At 67.5% G+C, this 17,267-nt stretch carries 13 protein-coding genes; 4 read left to right on the top strand and 9 right to left on the bottom strand.

All coding sequences use genetic code 11. From position 1 onward, the window contains the following. Nucleotides 1-51 precede the first annotated feature (51 nt). Both J2X65_RS03525 and J2X65_RS03520 read left to right on the top strand, forming a co-directional pair. On the top strand, nt 52-990 hold the full coding sequence (locus tag J2X65_RS03525; RefSeq protein ID WP_310198070.1) for an NAD-dependent epimerase/dehydratase family protein: 939 nt from the start codon (nt 52-54) through the stop codon (nt 988-990). Between the two features lie 18 nt (nt 991-1,008). After that, the gene (locus J2X65_RS03520; protein WP_310198067.1) at nt 1,009-1,875 is read left to right on the top strand and encodes an ABC transporter permease; all 867 of its coding nucleotides are present in this window, start codon (nt 1,009-1,011) and stop codon (nt 1,873-1,875) included. A gap of 4 nt (nt 1,876-1,879) precedes the next feature. Here J2X65_RS03520 and J2X65_RS03515 read toward each other — a convergent pair whose 3' ends face one another. The 3 genes from J2X65_RS03515 to J2X65_RS03505 all read right to left on the bottom strand — a co-directional run bounded on the left by J2X65_RS03515 (nt 1,880) and on the right by J2X65_RS03505 (nt 5,935). Beyond that, nucleotides 1,880-3,508 carry a methyltransferase domain-containing protein gene (locus J2X65_RS03515; RefSeq protein ID WP_310198064.1) on the bottom strand — a complete coding sequence of 543 codons (1,629 nt, stop codon included), beginning with the start codon at nt 3,506-3,508 and terminating at the stop codon, nt 1,880-1,882. A gap of 131 nt (nt 3,509-3,639) precedes the next feature. Continuing rightward, complete coding sequence (locus J2X65_RS03510; protein WP_310198061.1) at nt 3,640-4,530, bottom strand: hypothetical protein; 891 nt, start codon at nt 4,528-4,530, stop codon at nt 3,640-3,642. A 1-nt stretch (nt 4,531) separates the two neighbouring features. Further along, complete coding sequence (locus J2X65_RS03505) at nt 4,532-5,935, bottom strand: cytochrome P450 (RefSeq protein ID WP_310198058.1); 1,404 nt, start codon at nt 5,933-5,935, stop codon at nt 4,532-4,534. A gap of 146 nt (nt 5,936-6,081) precedes the next feature. Between J2X65_RS03505 and J2X65_RS03500 the strand changes: the two genes are divergently transcribed. Then, nucleotides 6,082-7,617, top strand: a complete 1,536-nt coding sequence (locus J2X65_RS03500; RefSeq protein ID WP_310198055.1) for a glycosyltransferase family 4 protein — start codon at nt 6,082-6,084, stop codon at nt 7,615-7,617. Nucleotides 7,618-7,801: 184 nt separating this feature from the next. On the opposite strand, the gene J2X65_RS03495 is transcribed toward J2X65_RS03500, so the two are convergent. The 4 genes from J2X65_RS03495 to J2X65_RS03480 all read right to left on the bottom strand — a co-directional run bounded on the left by J2X65_RS03495 (nt 7,802) and on the right by J2X65_RS03480 (nt 13,006). Next, nucleotides 7,802-9,166 carry a hypothetical protein gene (locus J2X65_RS03495; RefSeq protein WP_310198052.1) on the bottom strand — a complete coding sequence of 455 codons (1,365 nt, stop codon included), beginning with the start codon at nt 9,164-9,166 and terminating at the stop codon, nt 7,802-7,804. A 177-nt stretch (nt 9,167-9,343) separates the two neighbouring features. Further along, nucleotides 9,344-10,447, bottom strand: coding sequence for a polysaccharide biosynthesis/export family protein (locus J2X65_RS03490; protein ID WP_310198051.1), 1,104 nt, complete (start codon nt 10,445-10,447; stop codon nt 9,344-9,346). Nucleotides 10,448-10,658: 211 nt separating this feature from the next. Then, nucleotides 10,659-12,023: a glycosyltransferase gene (locus J2X65_RS03485; protein ID WP_310198049.1), complete on the bottom strand. Its 1,365-nt coding sequence runs from the start codon at nt 12,021-12,023 to the stop codon at nt 10,659-10,661. A gap of 11 nt (nt 12,024-12,034) precedes the next feature. Continuing rightward, complete coding sequence (locus tag J2X65_RS03480; protein ID WP_310198047.1) at nt 12,035-13,006, bottom strand: hypothetical protein; 972 nt, start codon at nt 13,004-13,006, stop codon at nt 12,035-12,037. A 111-nt stretch (nt 13,007-13,117) separates the two neighbouring features. Between J2X65_RS03480 and J2X65_RS03475 the strand changes: the two genes are divergently transcribed. After that, a complete protein-coding gene (locus J2X65_RS03475; RefSeq protein ID WP_310198046.1) occupies nt 13,118-14,050 on the top strand; it encodes an SDR family NAD(P)-dependent oxidoreductase in 933 nt (310 codons plus the stop codon). A gap of 12 nt (nt 14,051-14,062) precedes the next feature. Here J2X65_RS03475 and J2X65_RS03470 read toward each other — a convergent pair whose 3' ends face one another. Together J2X65_RS03470 and J2X65_RS03465 are read right to left on the bottom strand one after the other, a co-directional pair. Continuing rightward, nucleotides 14,063-16,156 (bottom strand): glycosyltransferase, encoded by a 2,094-nt coding sequence (locus tag J2X65_RS03470; RefSeq protein WP_310198044.1) that lies wholly within the window; start codon nt 16,154-16,156, stop codon nt 14,063-14,065. Further along, entirely contained in the window at nt 16,156-17,127 is a 972-nt protein-coding gene (locus J2X65_RS03465) for a hypothetical protein (protein ID WP_310198043.1), read from the bottom strand. Before J2X65_RS03465 ends, J2X65_RS03470 begins: the two co-directional genes overlap by 1 nt. Between the last annotated feature and the right edge of the window lie 140 nt (nt 17,128-17,267).

Genomic DNA, 17,267 nt, shown 5'->3' with positions numbered 1-17,267 from the left:
TTTAATGCGGGCGGGGCACATTGTGATCTTGAACATAAGCTCAGTCGGCACATGACGGCTTTGGTCATCGGAGCGAGAGGATTTCTGGGGACGGCGCTCTGTCGCGAGTTGGTGCGGCAGGGTGTGCCGCTGAAGGGTACTGTTTTCCGTGGGCATTCCAACCTGACGGACGGGCCCTTTCCGATTCATCGTGTCGATCTCGCCAAGACGTCCCATAAGGTATTTTGCCGGCTTCTTGAGGATGTCGACACCGTTTACCATCTTGCCTGGTCGTCGATACCACAAACCGCCACCGCCGACCCCCTCTCTGATTTGCGCAACAATGTGGTTGGGCTTGTCAAGCTGCTGGAAGCGGTGCGCAAGCGGCCGGACATCCGCCTCGTCTTCGCCTCGTCCGGCGGCGCGGTCTACGGGCCGGCGCGCTATCTGCCCATCGACGAGGAACACCCGACCAGCCCGGTGAGCGCCTATGGCGCGTCGAAACTGGCGGCGGAAAATTATCTGGCGTTCTACGCGGCCCAGTATGAGGTCAACAGCGTCAGTCTCCGGATCAGCAATGCCTATGGCACCGGCCAGAACATCGCCAAGGGACTGGGGGCGGTGACCGCCTTCACCTACGCCGCCATCGAGGGGCGTCCGATCACCATCTATGGCGACGGCTCGATCCTGCGTGACTATGTCTGGGTCGACGACGTCGTTCGTGCGCTCATCGCCGCCGGCGCGCGCCGGGATGTGGCAGGGCCGATCAATGTCGGCTCCGGGGTCGGCTCCACCCTCGTCAGCATCATCGACGAGCTGGAGCGTCATTTGCGGGTGCGGCCCAATGTGATCATGCGCGAGGCGAGGCGCTTCGACGTGCCGGCCTCCCAGCTCGACATCCGCCGTGCCGCCGATGGGCTGGGCTGGAAGCCGGAAGTGGACCTGCGGTCCGGCATCGATTTCCTCTGCGGCTATTTCCAGAGTTTGCTGCCGTTGCGCGCGGCGCAGTAAGCGCGAGCGATCCGGGTCATGAAAAGCGAATCCCTGCCGATGCCCTCCAGTTCGGCGCTGGCTTCCGCCGACACAAGGCGCGCCCTTGCCGAACTCGACGCCACCGGCCCGCGCTTCAGCCAGAGGCTGCAGGCGCATTTTCGCGTGGTGCGGGCGATCTATCTGCGCGACGTGCAGACGCGCGTCGCGGGAACACGCTTCGGCTTCCTGCTGTCGCTGTTCCAGCCGCTGGCCCATATCGCCCTGCTGCTGACCATCTACTACATATTGGGCCGTGCCGCGCCGATCGGCACCGACACCACGATGTTCATCGCCACCGGCGCGCTGCCCTTCGTCCTGTGGCTGTATGGATTCCGTCAGGTCAAGACGGCGCCGCAGACCAACAAGCGGCTCACCGATTTTCCGGGCGTGACGCTGGTCGACGTGCTGATCGCGCGGTCGATCGTCGAGCTGCTCAGTTCGGCAGGCGTGACGATTTTCACGCTCTCCGCGCTTGCGCTGATCGGCTTCGACGTCGTCATCTTCGATTCCCCGAAATTCGTCTACGCGTTGTTCCAGGCCTATCTGCTGGGCGTCTGCATGGGGATTTTCTTCGCCATCATCTCGCGCATGTTCTTCATCTTTCTGATCATCGGCAGCCTGATGGTGCCGCTGTTCTGGGTCACCAGCGGCACGATCTTCATTCCGTCGATGCTGCCTGAAAGCATTGCCTACTGGATCTGGTTCCTGCCGATGTCCCAGATCGTCGACGCGACGCGTACCGCCTATTACGGTCACTATCTCAGCGATTTCTATAATGGCTACTATATCGCCGGCCTCATGCTGAGCTTCGTCACCATCGGCGTCATCGTGATGTATGTCTGCCGGACCAAGCTCAGCGAGTAGTGCCTCACAGGTTCTTCAGCAGCGTGGCGGTGAACCACGAATCCTTGCCGCTCGTCCTTATCTGCGCGATGCCGGTGAGGACCCGGCTAGCGAGATTGGAGCCCTCGTCGTTCCAGATGATCAGGTCGCCATCGGCCGGCATGATGTTCCACTGGTGCAGCCCGGCATAGCGCTGCTTCAGCCCCTCATTGACCGAGCCTTCGACATAGACCACGCCTCCCGGCACGCAGACGTCGATCATCTGTTGCAGGGCGATCCAGGGATCGCGGGTATGGTCGAGGGCATTGCGCGAGTGGACGATGTCGAAGCGGTCGGTGCCGAACTGTTCGACCAGCCGCTCGCCCTGTCCCGCCAGGGTGCGGATCGCCGGCTCGATGCCATATTGGTCGAGCAGGCCGTTATAGGCGTCCGCCAGCGGATCGACGGCGGTGATGTTGAGCTTGGTGCCGTAGAGCACCGGCCCGATGGTGGTGTGCGGGCCTGAGCCGACATCGAGAATCTTCGCCCGCAGAATATCCAGCCGCTGCAGCAGCTTCACGATCGGGCCGGGCACGGGATAGTTGCCCGCCGCCCGCTCGCGAAACGCCTTCACTGTCTCCGGCTTGCGGTGCTTGCCGGAGATCACCGCGTCCCAATAGGCGATTTCGGTCGGGAGCAGATCGCTCCACGCCTGGCGGGGGGCGATCCGCTCGCCCGGAGCGACGGCCTGCGAGCCGGTGGAAGCTGTGGCCGGGGCACCGATCTGGGCCGCCGGCCGGGCCATGCCGCGCGTCGCGAACCAGCGCAGCATCGATTCGAGGCGGTGCGACCAGACTTCGACCTTCGCCGGTTTTTCGCCGGGCAGGCCATCGACGTAATATTCGACGATCAGATCGTCCTCGTCCCTTCCCGCCGGTTCGCCCCCGCGTGCCTTGAGGCCCAGGCAGAAGGACAGGAAATGCTTGAGGTGGCGGACGTCGCGATGCGCATGCTGGAGACAGTAGATGCGCGGCGGGACGGTCATGTTCTTCAGCGCTTCGCTGGCAATGAAGCGCTCGGGGAATTTCTGGGCGGCCTCGGCCTGCGACAGGCCCGCATAGCCGGGCGCGAGAAGCTTGCCGAGGGCGTTGCTCCGCTCTTTCGGCAGGTTGGTGTTGGGATTGTTGACGAGGCAGCTCGCGCCGGGAAGGAACGAGGCCAGCACCAGCGAGGCGAAGCCGCCGCCGCCATAGCCGACGAACACCACGTTCTCATTGGCGATGCCGAGCTGGTCGCGCAGCTTCTTCACCACCAGCGCGATGTGCGGCAGCACCCAGTGATCGGCCGTGCCCAGCCCGAACCCGGATTGCGCCGCCTCGCTGAGCGCCATGGTAGGATCCTGCCAGATGAGCACATTATAGGGCAGCTTCGCGGCCCAGTCGGCGCGCAGGAAACCGCGCTGGCCATCCTTGCCGCGATCGGCGCCGTGCGGGCTGATGACGACCAGCGGCAGTCCCCGGCCTTTCGGCGAAAACAGGAAGCTATAGGGCAGCGGTTGCGACGTCACCTGATAGGTGCGGCGTTCGTCGAGTTCGAAGGCGAAGTCGAAATGCGGATAGGAGAGCGCCTCGGACGCGGTATCCTTGGCGGACTGGGCGGTGATCGTTTTCGACATCGGTCTCTTCAAAGCAACAACGTTACGTTCTCGAACCGACCGAGGCCGACGGACATGGCGCAAGGTCTGCGGCCCAAGCTATCCAAGAAGATCGAATCCGTCCATGCAGGCCCCGGCAGCATCGACAGCGCTCAGAAGCGGTCGTCGAGGAAATACCACTGGTCGGCATGTGCGCGGATGATCGGCTCGATCAGCGTGTTCAGATAGGCGATGTCGTCGAGGACGGTGGCGTTGGCCCCCACCGTGTCCGACAGCCGGAAGATGTCGCCGGCATGCAGCTCGAAGCGGCTCTTGTGGCGGCGGACGCAGTGGCAGACCACCAGCTCGGCGTCGCAACTGCGGGCGAAGCGGGACACCAGCCCCAGATTGCCGCCCTCATGCGGCGGCCGGCCGAACAGCGGGGCCATGGTCTCGCCGCCGCGGGCATCGTCGCCGAAGATCGCGAACGGCCGGGCGCCTCGCAGCAGCCGCAGCGCCTCGCGCACGCCGCGCGGCCCGGGATGCAGCAGGGTGACGCCGAGTTCGGCGCGCACCTTCTGCACGATCGCGTTGTGCACCGCCGGTTCCGGCGGCAGGTAGAAGCTGTTGATCGGCAGGCCGAGATGCGACAGCGCCGCCGGGAACACCTCCCAATTGCCGGTGTGCAGCATGACCATCACCATCGGGCGGGGCGGCGACCAGCCGGTGCGGAACTTGTCGGCATCGAAGCTGACGCGGCCTTCGGCGATGAGGCGGTGCAGCAGCGAGAACTCGGCATAGACCCGCCCGACATTGTCGAGGAAGCGGTGGACGCCGGCTTCCACCTCGTCCTCCGACCAGTCCGGCTTCAGCCGGCGCAGATTGTGCCGGGCGCCGGTGATGATGTGCGGCAGGTTGCGCCGGACATTGCGCCGCACCAGCAGGCTGCCGAGGTCGGACGCCGCGTCGATCGGCGCGCGGCGCAGCACCTGGTGCAGGCCGAGATGCCAGTAGTCTTCCAGGCGTTCGCGAAAGCCCTCGCGGATGACGTCGTTCGCGGACATGTCAGTGCCGCCTTTCCAGGGTGACCGGCAGCCCGCCCTCCGGGCGCAGCGTCAGCCGGCAGACCGGCACCACCGGCGCGCCGGTGGGACGGACGACGAAGCGCTGGGCCAGCATGGCGAGGCACAGCACGGCCTCGGTCATGCCGAAGCTCGCCCCGGCGCAGACGCGCGGCCCGACCGAGAACGGGATGTAGCTGAACGGCGCGGGGCGGTTGGCCAGGAAGCGCTCGGGCCGGAACAGGTTCGGCTCCTCCCAAAGATCGCGGGCGCGATGCAGCAGCCAGGGGATCACCAGCACCATGGCCTGCGGTTCGACCTCGATGTCGCCGATCTTCGCCGCCCGGCTCGCCTGGCGCGAATAGATCGGGATCGGCGGATAGAGCCGCATCGTCTCGTCGATCACCGCCCGGCACCAGCTGAGCTTCGGCACGTCGGCGAAGCCGACCGGGCGATCGCCGGCGACGCGATCGATCTCCTCATGCAGCCGCGCTTCCGCCCAGGGGGCATTGGCCAGCAGGTACCACGCCCAGGTGAGGGTGGTGGCGGTGGTCTCGTGCCCGGCGAGGAACAGCGTCGCCGCCTCGTCGTGCAGCGCCTGCACGCCGAGCTTGCGGTGGTGTTCGTCGTCGCGGTGGCTGACGAGGCGGGACAGCAGCGAATCCTCGCCGGAATCCGAGGCGAGATGATCGGCGACCACCTGTTCGATGGTCCGGTGCAGGCCGGCGATCGCCCGGCGCACGCGCCAGCCGTGCCGCACGCGCAACCCCTCGTCGAGGCCGAGGAAGTAGCCGATGTTGAACGAATCGACCCGGTCCTGGAACTGGGTGAAGCCCTCGATCACCGCCCGGGCGGCCCCTGCGCGCAGCTGGGCGCCGAACACGGCGCGGGTGATGATCTCGGCGGTGAGTGCCGCCATGTCGGCCTGCGCGTCGCGCGTGGTGCCGGCGGGCAGGGCGGCCCAGCGCTCGGCGAATTCGGCGGTCACGCTTTCCATCGGGGCGGCGAAGGCGGCAAGGCGGTTCTTGTGGACGGCGTCGGCGACCAGCGGCCGCCGCTCTGCCCAGAGCGGGCCGTCGCTGATGAACAGGCCCTTGCCGATGACGCCTTCCAGCGCCCGCCGCACCGGCGGGCCCTTGCGCTCGAAGATCGCATTGTCGGTCACCAGCACCTGGCGGATGGCGTCGGGGCGATTGGCGAGCACGATCTGCCGGCGCATGATGCGGAAGCTGTCGCAGCCGCTGGCGTAGGACTTCTCCATCCAGTTGGAGATCAGGCTGTGGCGCGCGCCGAGGATGGTGTCGACGAGGCTTGCGCGCCGGGTGCGGGGCTCGGGATGGGCCGGCTCGAAGAAGTCGGCGCCGCGGCGCTCGATCATCCGCGGTCGCTGATAACCCCATCCAACCATGCCTACGCTCTCCGCCGCCGACCCGCCCGCCATCCACCGGGGCGGTCCCAGCCGATGTCCATGCATCCACTGCCGGACTTCCTCTTAGGGAATCCATGTGCAATCTTGCACATATATCCTGATGGCGACCGAGTATGGAATTGCGAATGATCCGCGCCGAGCCTCCTGGAGAGAAGGAAGTCTCCGGCCGCTGGGAAGATATTCATGATCGCCTCGACCGGCTCGAAGCCCGGCAGGCCGAACTTCTCGAAGACATCAAGGTGGTTCGCGAGCAGCTGCTGGTGATTGGCGGCGTGCTGGAGCAGGTGCGCGACAAGCGCCTGATCGGCTGGTCCCGGCCGCCGACCTCCGGGCCGGGCCTGCTGCTCTACCGGTTCTTCGAGCTGGTGCGCTCGCCGGGCGAGGCACTGGCTTTCCTTTCCGAGCTCGAGCGGCATGCGCGCGAACTCAGCCGGCGGACGCACCGCTCGGGAGCGGCGGCGCCCTGGCAGCTGGAATTCTCCTACCCGACCTATCTGCGCAAGCTAACCGGCGTCCTGCGGGAGCTTTTGTTCGGCAAGGCGGCGCCGCATTACCGCATCGTCCACCGCGGCTCGCGGCGGCTGGCCGGCCGTCGCCGCAAGGTGCTGCACGTCATTCCGAACCTCAATATTGGCGGTTCGACCCAGCTGGTGATCGACCTGATCGAGTATCTCGGCCTCGAAAACGAGATGCAGATCCTGACGGCGAAACTCCCCGCCGGCGGGGCGCCGGTCGGGGCGATCACCCATCTGGTGCCGCTCGGCAGCCGGGCGCCGGCCTTCGCCCATGTGCTGGATGCCTTCGCGCCCGAGCTGGTCCATGTGCATTATTGGGGCGGGTCCGACGAGCCGTGGTACGCGGAGGCATTCTCGGCCTTGAGCGGGCGGGGCCTGCCGACGGTGGAGAACGTCAACACCCCGGTTCCGCCGCTGCGGGATCCGGCGGTGAACGCCTATGTCTTCGTGTCGGACTATGTGCGCACGCATTTCGCCGCCGATCTTGACCCGGCGCTCGCGCATGTGATCCATCCCGGCATCGACCGGACGGTGTTCCAGTCCGGCGCGCTCCCCCGTGCCCCGGATGCGGATGTCGCCGATACCGTGATCATGGTGTACCGCCTCGAACGCGACAAGCTGGATGACGCTTCCATCGAGGTGCTGATCGAGATCGCCCGGCAGCGGCCGGCGACGCGTTTTCTCGTCGTCGGCGACGGGCCCCTGCTCGATCTTTTCGTCCAGCGCACCGTCGAGACCGGGGTGCGGGCGAATTTCGAGTTCACCGGCAGCGTGCCGTTCGCGGCCCTGCCGGAGCTTTACGGCCGCGCCGGCACCTTCATCGCCCCGGTCGTGCGCGAGAGCTTCGGCCAGGTCGTGCCCTTCGCGATGAATATGGGGCTCGCCGTGTGCGGTAACGATATCGGCGCGCTGTCGGAAATACTCGACGGCACCGAGACGCTCGGGCGCGATCCGGCCGACACGGTGGCGAAGGCCGTGGCGTTGCTTGACGACACCGAGCGTCGGGCCGCGCTCGGCGCGCGCAACCGCACGCGCAGCGCGATGTTCGGCGTCGAGCAGATGGTGGAGCGCTATGCCGAGCTCTATGAAGGGCTCGTGCCGGCTCTCGACATGCCGGGCTTTCCGCCGGCGCGGATTTTCCGCTGATCGATTCCATCGAACATTGAAGGGGCCCGCCGCCCTTGCCGCGCGGCGGGCCGCGGGACGCCGCGCGATCCGCTGGCGGGCCGTACCGGCGTCACGCAACCTAAGGCGGGGCCCGTCCCTCGGCCGTGGATGCATCGTGATGCGGCGTGAGCCCACCCAGCCGGGCAAGGCCCGGCGTGGCGCGTCAGCTATGCACGTGCAGATTCCTGGTGAAGGTGGCGCCGATGCACCAGAAGCCGAACATCACCAGGAAGGTGATCAGCGTATCGAGGCGGACCCGCGGAAATGTCGCCACATGCGGCAGGAACGGCGGCTCGAAGATCATCAGGAAGGCATGCTGGCGCAAGGTGTCGGAGAGCGCAGTAGACTGCGCGCCTTCCGCACGCGAGACGCGGGCAAGGACGAGGTCGCGCTTGGTTTCCAGCTTTTCCTGCGTCGCCAGGGATTGCGGCACCGCCGCGCGCTCGATGCTGGAATGGCGGGTGGTGCCGTCGATCTGCGCCTCGAGATCGGCGATTTCGCGATTCAGGGAGTCGAGCCGGGTCGTCAGGGTCCGCGTCGGCGCGGCATCTTCGCCCATGGAGGCGCGGGCGGTCGACAGCTCGGCATTGAGCTTGATGCGCTGGTCGCGTAGCAGGCCGGCAAGTCCTTCCAGCGCCAGCGCGGAGTAATTGGCGTCGACCGTGCCTTGCTGGTTGCGGAACACCTCGTACTGCTTGAGCAGGTTGTCGAGCTCGGCGCGCGAGAGTTCCACCTCTTCGGTGGCGCGTTTCAATCTGTCCTGCCGGGCCCTGGCGGTCAGCTCGTTCACCAGCTTCGAGGATTCATCCAGCAGGCCCTGGGCGATCGCCATCGCATCCTCGGCCGAATAGGCCTGCACATCCAGCGTCAGGATGCCGGTGACCGAGTCCATCCCCATATGGACCATCGATCGCCACGTCGACATCAGCCGATTGAAGGCGGGATCCTGCGCCGGCGCCGATTGCGGCGTCTGGCGCGGAATGCGGTACATCGCATAGAGGTCCATCCGCTCCAGCAGCCGCTCGACCGCAGCATGGCTGGCGACATGATCGACGAGAATGTGGCCTTCCTGATTGTTGCTGATGGCGGAAAGCGAGGACAGGTCGCGCGAGAAGCGCGTCGATTCCCCGCCGAGCATTTCCAGCGTTCCGCGAACGATGAACTTGGCTTCCGCCAGGTAGCGCGGCGTCGCCAGGAACGCCAGGTAGAAGGCGGCGACCAGCGTCGGGATGATGACGACGAGAAGGAAGCTGATACCCAGCCTTCGGCGTGCCCGCTGCTCGCGAGCGTCCAGCAGGGCGGAAATCTCGGCTTCGGCTTCCTGCCGCGATTTGAGCCGCGTCTCGGGAGCGGGCGCCTTTGCCGCCGGGGCGGGAGCCTTGGGGGCGGGGGGCTTGGAAGCCGGAGCCTTGGAGGCGGGGGCCTTGGTCTCCGGCGCCTTCGCCGGGGCTTTCGCCGCGGGGGCTTTCGCCGCAGGAGCTTTCGAGCCAGCCGTCTTCGCGCCGGGCGCCTGACCGGTTTTCGCCACCGGCTTGGCCTGTGCCGGCGGAGGTTCCGGACTTGCCAGGGGCGGTGCCGTAACGAAAACCGGCGTGCTGGGCGCAGCCGTCTTCGTGGCTGACTTGGCCGTTGCCGCCTGGCGCTTGGCCTTCATCGCCTTTCGCTTGCGCTCCTCACGTGCGCGGGCTTCGTCCAGCTTCTCCAATCAGAACCCATTCGTAATCGAGGCGGCCTGAGATACCGGTGCAGCCACAATACTGAAAATCGACAGGACCTTGTTCAAATCCGAGATCGGCGCATTGGAAATGTAGATTGCGTCCTTATTGCGGATCAGGAAATCCCTCGACAGCAGAATACCGTTCGCCTGCCGCAGATCGAGCTTGTAGATCACGCGGACATAGCCGTTATATGTCGGGCCAGCATAATCCGGGTTGAGCAGGCGCGCTATCTTTTCGGTCTCGAAGCGCATCAAATAAACGCCCTGCGGATCGGCGCGGTTGTCGATCAGGCCGCCGGACTTCGCCAGCGCTTCCGCCAGGCTGATGCCCGCGGCATCGAACGGAATCTGCGCATTTCGCGTCGCGGCGCCGAAGGCGGTGAAGGTCTGCGGATCGCTGATGAGGCTGATCGTGTCGTCCGGCAGGATGTAGATGTTCTCGCCCCGCTGGCCGATGACGGTCTGCAGCGGCACGGCGGTCGAGGAGCCGTTGCGGTCCAGCACCACGAAGGTCTCGTGCGCCGGCGTCTTGTTGCCGCCGGCGAGGGCGATGACGTCGAGAATGCGTTCCCCGCGCGGGGACAGCGGCACGCGCCCGGGGGCGTTGACCTCGCCGATCACCGTGGCGGCATTGTTGACGCTCTTGGAGACCACGACGAGCACCTGCGGCTCGATCGCCTTGCCGGTCAGCTTGGAGACGATGGTCTGCTCGACCTGGTCGGTCGTCTTGCCGGCGACGACGATGCGGCCGGCGAAGGGGACCGTGATGTCGCCTTCCTTGGAAACCTGCTGCTCCGGGATCGCCGCGGACTGGGAGCCGGTGCCGAGCACGTCGCTGGCCGGCCGGGAGAACAGGCCGCCGGCGGCGCCTTCCCAAATCGTCACGGTGATCGAGTCGCCCACGCCGATGACATATTTCGACGGCCGCTTCCGGTTGCCGAAGCTGCCCTCGAAGGTGGGCTTCGCATAATGGGAAAGCGCACTCAGGACATCGTTGTTGACATCGACCAGCAGGAAATCGGCAATCTCGGGATTCTGCGACTTTGCCGCATCGCTGATTTGTTGGCGGTTGGGGCCGGCACTTGGAATCATGCCGCATCCGCTCAGAATGATCGCCGAGAGAAGCGTAGAAATGACGCCTACGCGTGGGAATTTCTTCCAGACAACCATACTGCCTTCCTTACATTCGGCGGGGTTTATAGCCCCTCAGCGGAGCCGAGGCGAGGCGAAGACCTCGACGCGCACACAATTTGGTTATTGAAAAGTTATCTGTGGCTGCCACGCAACAGCCGCATCGACTACCCTATGATACCATCAATCGTGCGGCCCGGATACCGCAGGAGCGATAGATTGCGAGCACGTCGCGGGCCATGTCCAGCGAGGTGCGGGCATAATCGATGCGGCGGCTGAGGCGGGGCGCCAGCGTCGGGTCGTCGACGAAGGGGCGCAGCTTCTCCCGGAGAGCATCGGCGTCGCCGGCCGGAAAGGTGGCGCCGTTGGCGCCCGGCTCGACGAAGTCGCGCATGCCCGGCACGTCGGAGACGATCACCGGCGTGTGGGTCGCCAGCGCCTGCAGCAGGGTCAGCGGGCTGTTCTCGTGCCAGATCGACGGGATCACCAGCACATCGATGCCGGCCATGATGCCGGCCATGTCTACGGGCTCGAACGAGCCGGCAAATCGCACCCGCATGCCGGCCGCCATCGCCGCGATCCTGCCGGCATAGGCGGGGTGCTGGTCGAGCGATCCCCAGACATCGACCTCCGGCGCCGGCTGCCCGCCGGCCGGCGTCAGCCCGCGCACCGCCTCGATCAGCACGTGCAGCCCCTTATGCGGCGCGATCTGGCCGATATAGCCGATGCGCAGCGGCCCCGGCGGCGGCGGCGGCTTCGGCGTGCGGTCAATGTCGACGCCGAAGCGCGACACCGTCATCGGCACGGTGATGGCGTTGTCGCGATAGCGCTCGGCGGTGAAGGTCGTCGGCACGATGGCGGCGCGGTAGCTGTTCAGCGCCTCCTTCAATATGTCCGGGCGAGCCCGTACCGCCGTGATTTCCTCGCGCAGGCCGCGCGGCATCACCGGGCGGTAGATGAGGGCGGACAGCGCCGCCAATTGCGGCATCGGCCACCGGCCGAGCAGCTTCCACCAGCTGCCGGCGGGGGCGGTGCGCTGCTTCTCGTGCACGCCGCAGGCGAGGCAGCCGAAGCGCAGATATGACGGACCGGCGCAGGGCGCGCCCGAGGGCGTGCTCAGCAGCCCGGTATGGCAGAAGCCGTGGAAGTCGGTGAAGGTGGCGACGAGCGGTATGCCGAGCTGGTGTGCAGCCGCATGCATCGCGGTGGTGTGGTATAGGAAGTGGCAGACATGGACGACGTCCGGCTGCAGCTCCTCGAACAGCTGTCGATAGATCGCCACCCGCGCGGGATCGTCGAAGGTGGCGCGGGTATCGGTCCTGAGCGCGGGAACGCGGATGACCGTGACGCCGTCCCATTCCTCGCGCTGGATCTCCGCCGGGCCGTGACGGCGGGCGGCGATGACGGTGGGGCGATGGCCGAGCTGCTTCAACGCCCGGCTGAGTTCGAGCGTGTAGATTTCGGTGCCGTAATTCTGGTCGGGCATGAAGGCATGCACGATCAGCGCAATGGAGAGGCCCGAGGCGTTTTCCAGCATGCCGCGGCCCCTTACAGCGCCAGCGGCGCGGCGCGCCGGCCCCAATCGGCGACGGTGGCGCGCAGGGCGGCGGCATTGGCGGCACGTGCGGCGGGATCGTCGAGCAGCGCCAGCAGCGCCGCCTCCCAGGCGGCCGGATCGTCGGCAAGCAGCGGCACGGTGCCCGCCAGCGCCGCCGAGGCGGGGCCGGCGCCGAAAACCCCCGCGGCACCGAGGCGGGCGGCATCGATGGCCTTGGTCGGCGCGCGCGAGCGGTTGACGGCGGTGTCGCGCAGCGGCGCGATCAGGATGCCGCCGGCGCCGGTGGTGTGGGTGCGATAGGCTGGCCAGTCCATTTCGCCGAGGAAGCGCACATGGTCCGAGAAGCGCCAATACGCTGCGGCGGCGGGCGGGCCGATGACCTCGACCCGCGTCTGCGGCCGTCTCGCCAGCACGCGCCGGACGATCTCGGCGGCGAGCGGGTGGTCGTCCAGATGGCTGAGCTGGGCATGGTAGCGCAACAGGTCGGAGGGCGGCGGCAGGGCGGCGGCAAGGTCGCCCGCTCCCGGCGACGGCTCGATCACCAGCGGATGCCAGGACGCCAGCCGGCGGGCGAGCGTGGGGGTGGAAACCCAGAGCCGGAAGGCGCCGGACTTCAACAGCCACAGCGGCAGCAGTCCCTGCAGCGCGACAAGCGCCCGATAGCCGAACGGCAGCCTGCCGTCGCGCAGCATCGCCGCATAGTCGTCATCGACGAAGGCGGCGAGGCCGCCCAGGCGGGCAGCCTGCAGCGCCCGCAGCCAGTGCCAGGGAAGATAGCGGCAGATGATCACCACGGCGCCATCGAGGGCGATAGCGCCGGGACGGCAGGTGCGGGTGTCGATCATCTCGACGCTCACATCCATCCGCGCCAGTCGCGGCAGGAGATAATAGTCGCAGCTGGGATTGGCCCCGCGCACCAGCACCAGCACACGCCGGCGCGGCGACCCTTCTGCTTCGACCATACTCTGTGCCTCTCGGCCATCACGCACTCCGCCCTCCGCGTGTTTAGCAGCAGCGTCACCCGATCGGAAAGCTCTTCCTTCGCACCGCAGCGATGGTGTAATCCAGCCTGCATGTCCGCTCCAGCAGGGCCGAGAATGCAGCCGGGCCGCGAACCTGCCAAATCTGCACGCGCAACTGGTTCTCGCAAAGCCCGTGCCGATGGCGGTGCCGACACCCTGGCCGATGCCATTGTCTCTCCCCTTGCCATCGTGTCCGGCGGGTCGAGCGGCATCGGCCTGGCCTGCGCCGCGCAGCTGGCGGCGAGGGGATATCGCGTGGCACTGCTCGCGCGGGATCCGGCGAGGCTCGCCGATGCGGCGGCGGCGATTCGGCGCGATCATCCCGCGGCGCAGGTGGTCTGTCACCCGCTCGACGTTCGCGACGCCGGCGCCTGCGCCGAGGTGGTGGACACACTGGTGGGGCGCCATGGCGCGCCGGCCTGGCTGATCAACAGCGCCGGCATCGCCGAGCCCGGCCTGTTTCTCGACCAGCCGCTCGCCGCCCATGAGGCGCAGCTCGCCACCAATTATCTCGGTTCACTGTATCTTTCCCATGCCGCGGCGCGCCACATGGCGGCGGCCGGTACCGGCCGGCTGGTGTTCGTCTCGTCCGGGGCCGGGCTGTTCGGCATTTACGGCTATTCGGCCTATGCGCCGTCGAAATTCGCGGTGCGGGGCCTCGCCGAGGTGCTGCGCGTCGAGCTGGCGCCGCTCGGCATCGGCGTGACGGTCGCCTATCCGCCGGATACCCGCACACCGCAGCTCGAGGCCGAGCGGCGGACCAAGCCGGAGGTTGCGCGCCGCCTCGCTGGCGAAAGCGGGGAATGGGAGGCGGATGCGGTGGCCCGCAGGATCATCGCCGGCGCGCTCGCTGGCCGCTTCGCCGTCGCGCCGGGCCTGCCGACCGCCTTCGTCAACCTTTTCCACAGTCTGATCGCGCCGCTGCTGCGGGCGCGGCAGCAACAGCTGATCCGGGCGATCGGATCGGGCCGGCCCGGCGATTGATCGCCCTCGCGTCTATCCCTGACGTGGCGACGCTGCCGGCGTCTGGGACGGAGTCTCTGCCGGTACCGGCGCCTGCCGCGCGGTCGGGGTGAACAGCAGCCCCTGGGTGAGGCGCAGCAGCGAGGCGACCTCGTTGCCGTGATGCTGGCGCACCAGCTCGCTGATGCGGGTGCGGGCACCCCACAGGTCGCCCTTTCGCCAGTTGGTCTGGTTGCGCCACGGCTCCGCCTTGTACCAGACCAGCGCTTCCGGCACCGTGCCGATGCGCAGGCCGTGCAGCTTGGCCTGCACCAGCGCCCGCCAGTCTTCGGCGTGGTAGAGGAAGCCGTCCTCGACGAAGCCGCCGGCGGCCAGGAACTTCTCGCGGTCGGCGATGAAGTTGGTGTCGCCGATCACGTTGAAGATGAAGCAGGCGGCGCCGCCCTCGCCGAGGAACAGGAAGCGCCGGTAGGAGCGCTCCTCCGCCATGTCGGCGTCGCTCGCCACGAAGTCGAGCGCACAGGTGACGAGGTCGAAATCCCCCGCCGCCAATGCGCGGGCGAACACCTCCAGTTCCTGCGGCTTGGAGACGTTGTCGTCGTCGTGGAACTTGACCCACTTGCCGTGGGCCGCCCGCGCCGCGGCATTGCGGGCCGCCGCCGGGAAGCGGGCGCCGTCCGAGCGCGCCACCCGCACGGGAAAGGGCAGGTCGCGACGCTGGGGCAAGGCGGCGAGGAAGGCCTGCGCCTCCGGCGTCGCCGAATGATCGTCGCCCACCACCACTTCCAGCGGTTTCAGCGTCTGGCGGGCGAAGCCGTCAATGGCGCGGGCGAGGCCGGCGGGATTATCGCGGTGGGTGATGCACACCGAGATGTCCGATACGACCGGCGTTGCCGCCACCACGGTGCGGCGCCGGTCGGCCTCCTGTTCCAGCAGCTCGCGGGTGAAATCGGCATGCTGGCGCGCGGCCTCGGTGGCGGCGATGTGCCCGCGCTGCACGCCGCCCCCCGCCTCGACAAACCGGACGAGCGCGGCGCCGACGTCCCAGGCGGTCGGCGGCACGAAGCAGTTGGCGCGGTCCCGCGGATCGACCAGCTCGGCTCCGCCGCCCACCTGCGTCGACAGGAAGGGGATGCCGCGCGCCAGGCATTCCTGGATGGTGCAGGGAATGTTGTCGCTCAGCGAGGGCATCACCGCGAGCGCACCGGTGGATTGCAGCAGGTCCAGCGCCTCGTTGGCGTTGAGGCCGTCCAGCAGCTCCCATTCGATGTCGAGCTTCGACATGCGCAGCCCGAACATATCGGCCGAATAGGCGGGGTCGTTGATCTTGCCGAGCAGCAGCACCTTGAACGGCCGGCTGGCCCGCTGCTGCAGCATCTGCAGCGCATCGATGAAGAGGTTGAGCCCCTTGCGGTGCTCGAGGCGCCCGAAAAAGGCGAGGGTCGGCACCGCTCCGGGGGTGCCGGGGGCCTGCGCGGCGCGCGCATTGTGGCCGGCCTGACTGTGCGCCCTGGGCAGCACGTTCTGGATCACCCGCACGGTCGGGGGCATCGCCCAGCCATCCGCGCGCAGGAAGGAGAGCATGTATTCGCTGGGCGACAGGATGGCGTCGGCGTGCTGCACCGAGCCGCGCTCCATCGCCTCGCGGAACAGCACGTTGGGGCTGACCACCGGCGCGTTGCTCCAGCGCATCGACCAGGCGGTCGGCCCGTGCAGCTGCGCCACGATCGGCCCGCAATCGATGAGGCCGGCCCGCTTGGCCAGCGCCGGGTAATAGCCGATGCCCAGATAGTCGGCGACATGGACGATGTCGTAACGGGTCTCGCGGAGATGGCGGTACACCGCATAGGAGCGCAGCGGGTCCGAGCCGCCCCCCGCCATGGCCGGCACGGCGACATTCTCCAGCACCGAGGGATCCAGCTCCTGGAACCCGATGCCCTCGCGCCCGAGCGCGTCGCGCCACATGGCGCCGTCGCCGACCTCGTAATTCGGGTTGGCGTAGATCACCGTCACCTTGTGGCCGGCATCGACCAGGGTTTCGGCCAGGCCGCGCAGCGCCGTGCCGACCCCGCCATTGCGGACCGGCCCGGCGAAATCCGCGGTGGCGATGGCGATCGAAGCGGACATCAGGCCTCCTCGGAGCTGGCGAGCACGTGGACCTCGTCCCCCTCCCGGACGGAGAGCTTCCAGGGCGCCTCGGCGGGAATCATGCCGAGCGGCGCGGAGAAGGCGCAGAAGCCGTCCATGCCGGTCTGGGCCGTGAGGTCGCGGCGGTAGAGCGTCGCGTGGGCGGACCAGATCTCGGCGGCGCCCGAGCTCAGCACCACTTTCGGCCGGCGCGCCGGGTTCAGCAGATTGACCGCCCAGCCCCGGAGGAAGTCGGGGCGAGGCCCGACCCGCAATTGCTCGGCGTCCAGCTCCTCGAGAAAGGTGACGATGTTGGACGGGCGCAGTTCGGTGATGGGGACGCGCCTGCCCCTCTGCTCGGCGAGCAGCTGCAGCCGGCTCTGGCGCAGCAGGAACGTGAGCGGCAGCGCCTCCCAAAAGGCGCGCGCCCCGGCATCGAGATCGGCCCGCTCCATCGCCGGGGCGAAGCGGTGCTCCTCGCCGCGCTCATTGACCAGCACCGCCGCCAGCGGGCTGGGATCGGAGGAGGCGATCCACCCGGAGATATGGGTTCGGGCGAAGGTTTCCACGTTGAAGCGGAACTGCGGCACCAGCAGGCTGGCCGGGGCCATCTTGAAGTTGGCCCGATAGCAGGGCGTCCCGCCCTGCATCACCAGCAGCGTCACGGTTTCGTCAGTATCGTCCGGCTGAATGCCGAGACCGAGCCAGTTCGTCAGCGGGAAACTGAAGCCGCAATGCAGCGTATCATAGCCACCCATCACCACATCGGGGCGCGGCAGCGTCGGCGTGCCGATGTCGAAGCTCCGGGGGGTGACGACATGCACCGACAGCGGGCCCATGGACGGATTTTTGGCGATCACCCAGCCACCGACGCCGAAGGCGGAAAACGCCTCGAGATTGCCGGTGACGAGTTGGGATTTTATGCCCTGACCAACGGGCGGCCCCTTAACGGCGGACTGGCCAGACAGCATACGGAACCCGCTCCCCACCTGCTCGCCATGCTCCTGTCGATCAACGGCGGAACCCGCCTTGACGACGGCCCCTTGCGTTCAGCTTTTATCTGGCGCCCAATTTGGAGTAAAGTGCATCGGTAGCTGTTCTTCCGCCGCCG

The organism is Ancylobacter sp. 3268 (genome assembly GCF_031456575.1).
Lineage (GTDB): Bacteria > Pseudomonadota > Alphaproteobacteria > Rhizobiales > Xanthobacteraceae > Ancylobacter.
Note: the sequence above shows the minus strand (reverse complement) of the source record. Positions and strands in the feature narration are given on the sequence as shown.

What these genes read in the sequence shown, in the direction of transcription:
- J2X65_RS03525 (WP_310198070.1), top strand. Translation starts at nt 52, where the DNA reads ATGACGGCTTTGGTCATCGGAGCGAGAGGATTTCTGGGGACGGCGCTC.
- J2X65_RS03520 (WP_310198067.1), top strand. Translation starts at nt 1,009, where the DNA reads ATGAAAAGCGAATCCCTGCCGATGCCCTCCAGTTCGGCGCTGGCTTCC.
- J2X65_RS03515 (WP_310198064.1), bottom strand. Translation starts at nt 3,508, where the DNA reads ATGTCGAAAACGATCACCGCCCAGTCCGCCAAGGATACCGCGTCCGAG.
- J2X65_RS03510 (WP_310198061.1), bottom strand. Translation starts at nt 4,530, where the DNA reads ATGTCCGCGAACGACGTCATCCGCGAGGGCTTTCGCGAACGCCTGGAA.
- J2X65_RS03505 (WP_310198058.1), bottom strand. Translation starts at nt 5,935, where the DNA reads ATGGTTGGATGGGGTTATCAGCGACCGCGGATGATCGAGCGCCGCGGC.
- J2X65_RS03500 (WP_310198055.1), top strand. Translation starts at nt 6,082, where the DNA reads ATGATCCGCGCCGAGCCTCCTGGAGAGAAGGAAGTCTCCGGCCGCTGG.
- J2X65_RS03490 (WP_310198051.1), bottom strand. Translation starts at nt 10,447, where the DNA reads ATGATTCCAAGTGCCGGCCCCAACCGCCAACAAATCAGCGATGCGGCA.
- J2X65_RS03485 (WP_310198049.1), bottom strand. Translation starts at nt 12,023, where the DNA reads ATGCTGGAAAACGCCTCGGGCCTCTCCATTGCGCTGATCGTGCATGCC.
- J2X65_RS03480 (WP_310198047.1), bottom strand. Translation starts at nt 13,006, where the DNA reads ATGGTCGAAGCAGAAGGGTCGCCGCGCCGGCGTGTGCTGGTGCTGGTG.
- J2X65_RS03475 (WP_310198046.1), top strand. Translation starts at nt 13,118, where the DNA reads ATGTCCGCTCCAGCAGGGCCGAGAATGCAGCCGGGCCGCGAACCTGCC.
- J2X65_RS03470 (WP_310198044.1), bottom strand. Translation starts at nt 16,156, where the DNA reads ATGTCCGCTTCGATCGCCATCGCCACCGCGGATTTCGCCGGGCCGGTC.
- J2X65_RS03465 (WP_310198043.1), bottom strand. Translation starts at nt 17,127, where the DNA reads ATGCTGTCTGGCCAGTCCGCCGTTAAGGGGCCGCCCGTTGGTCAGGGC.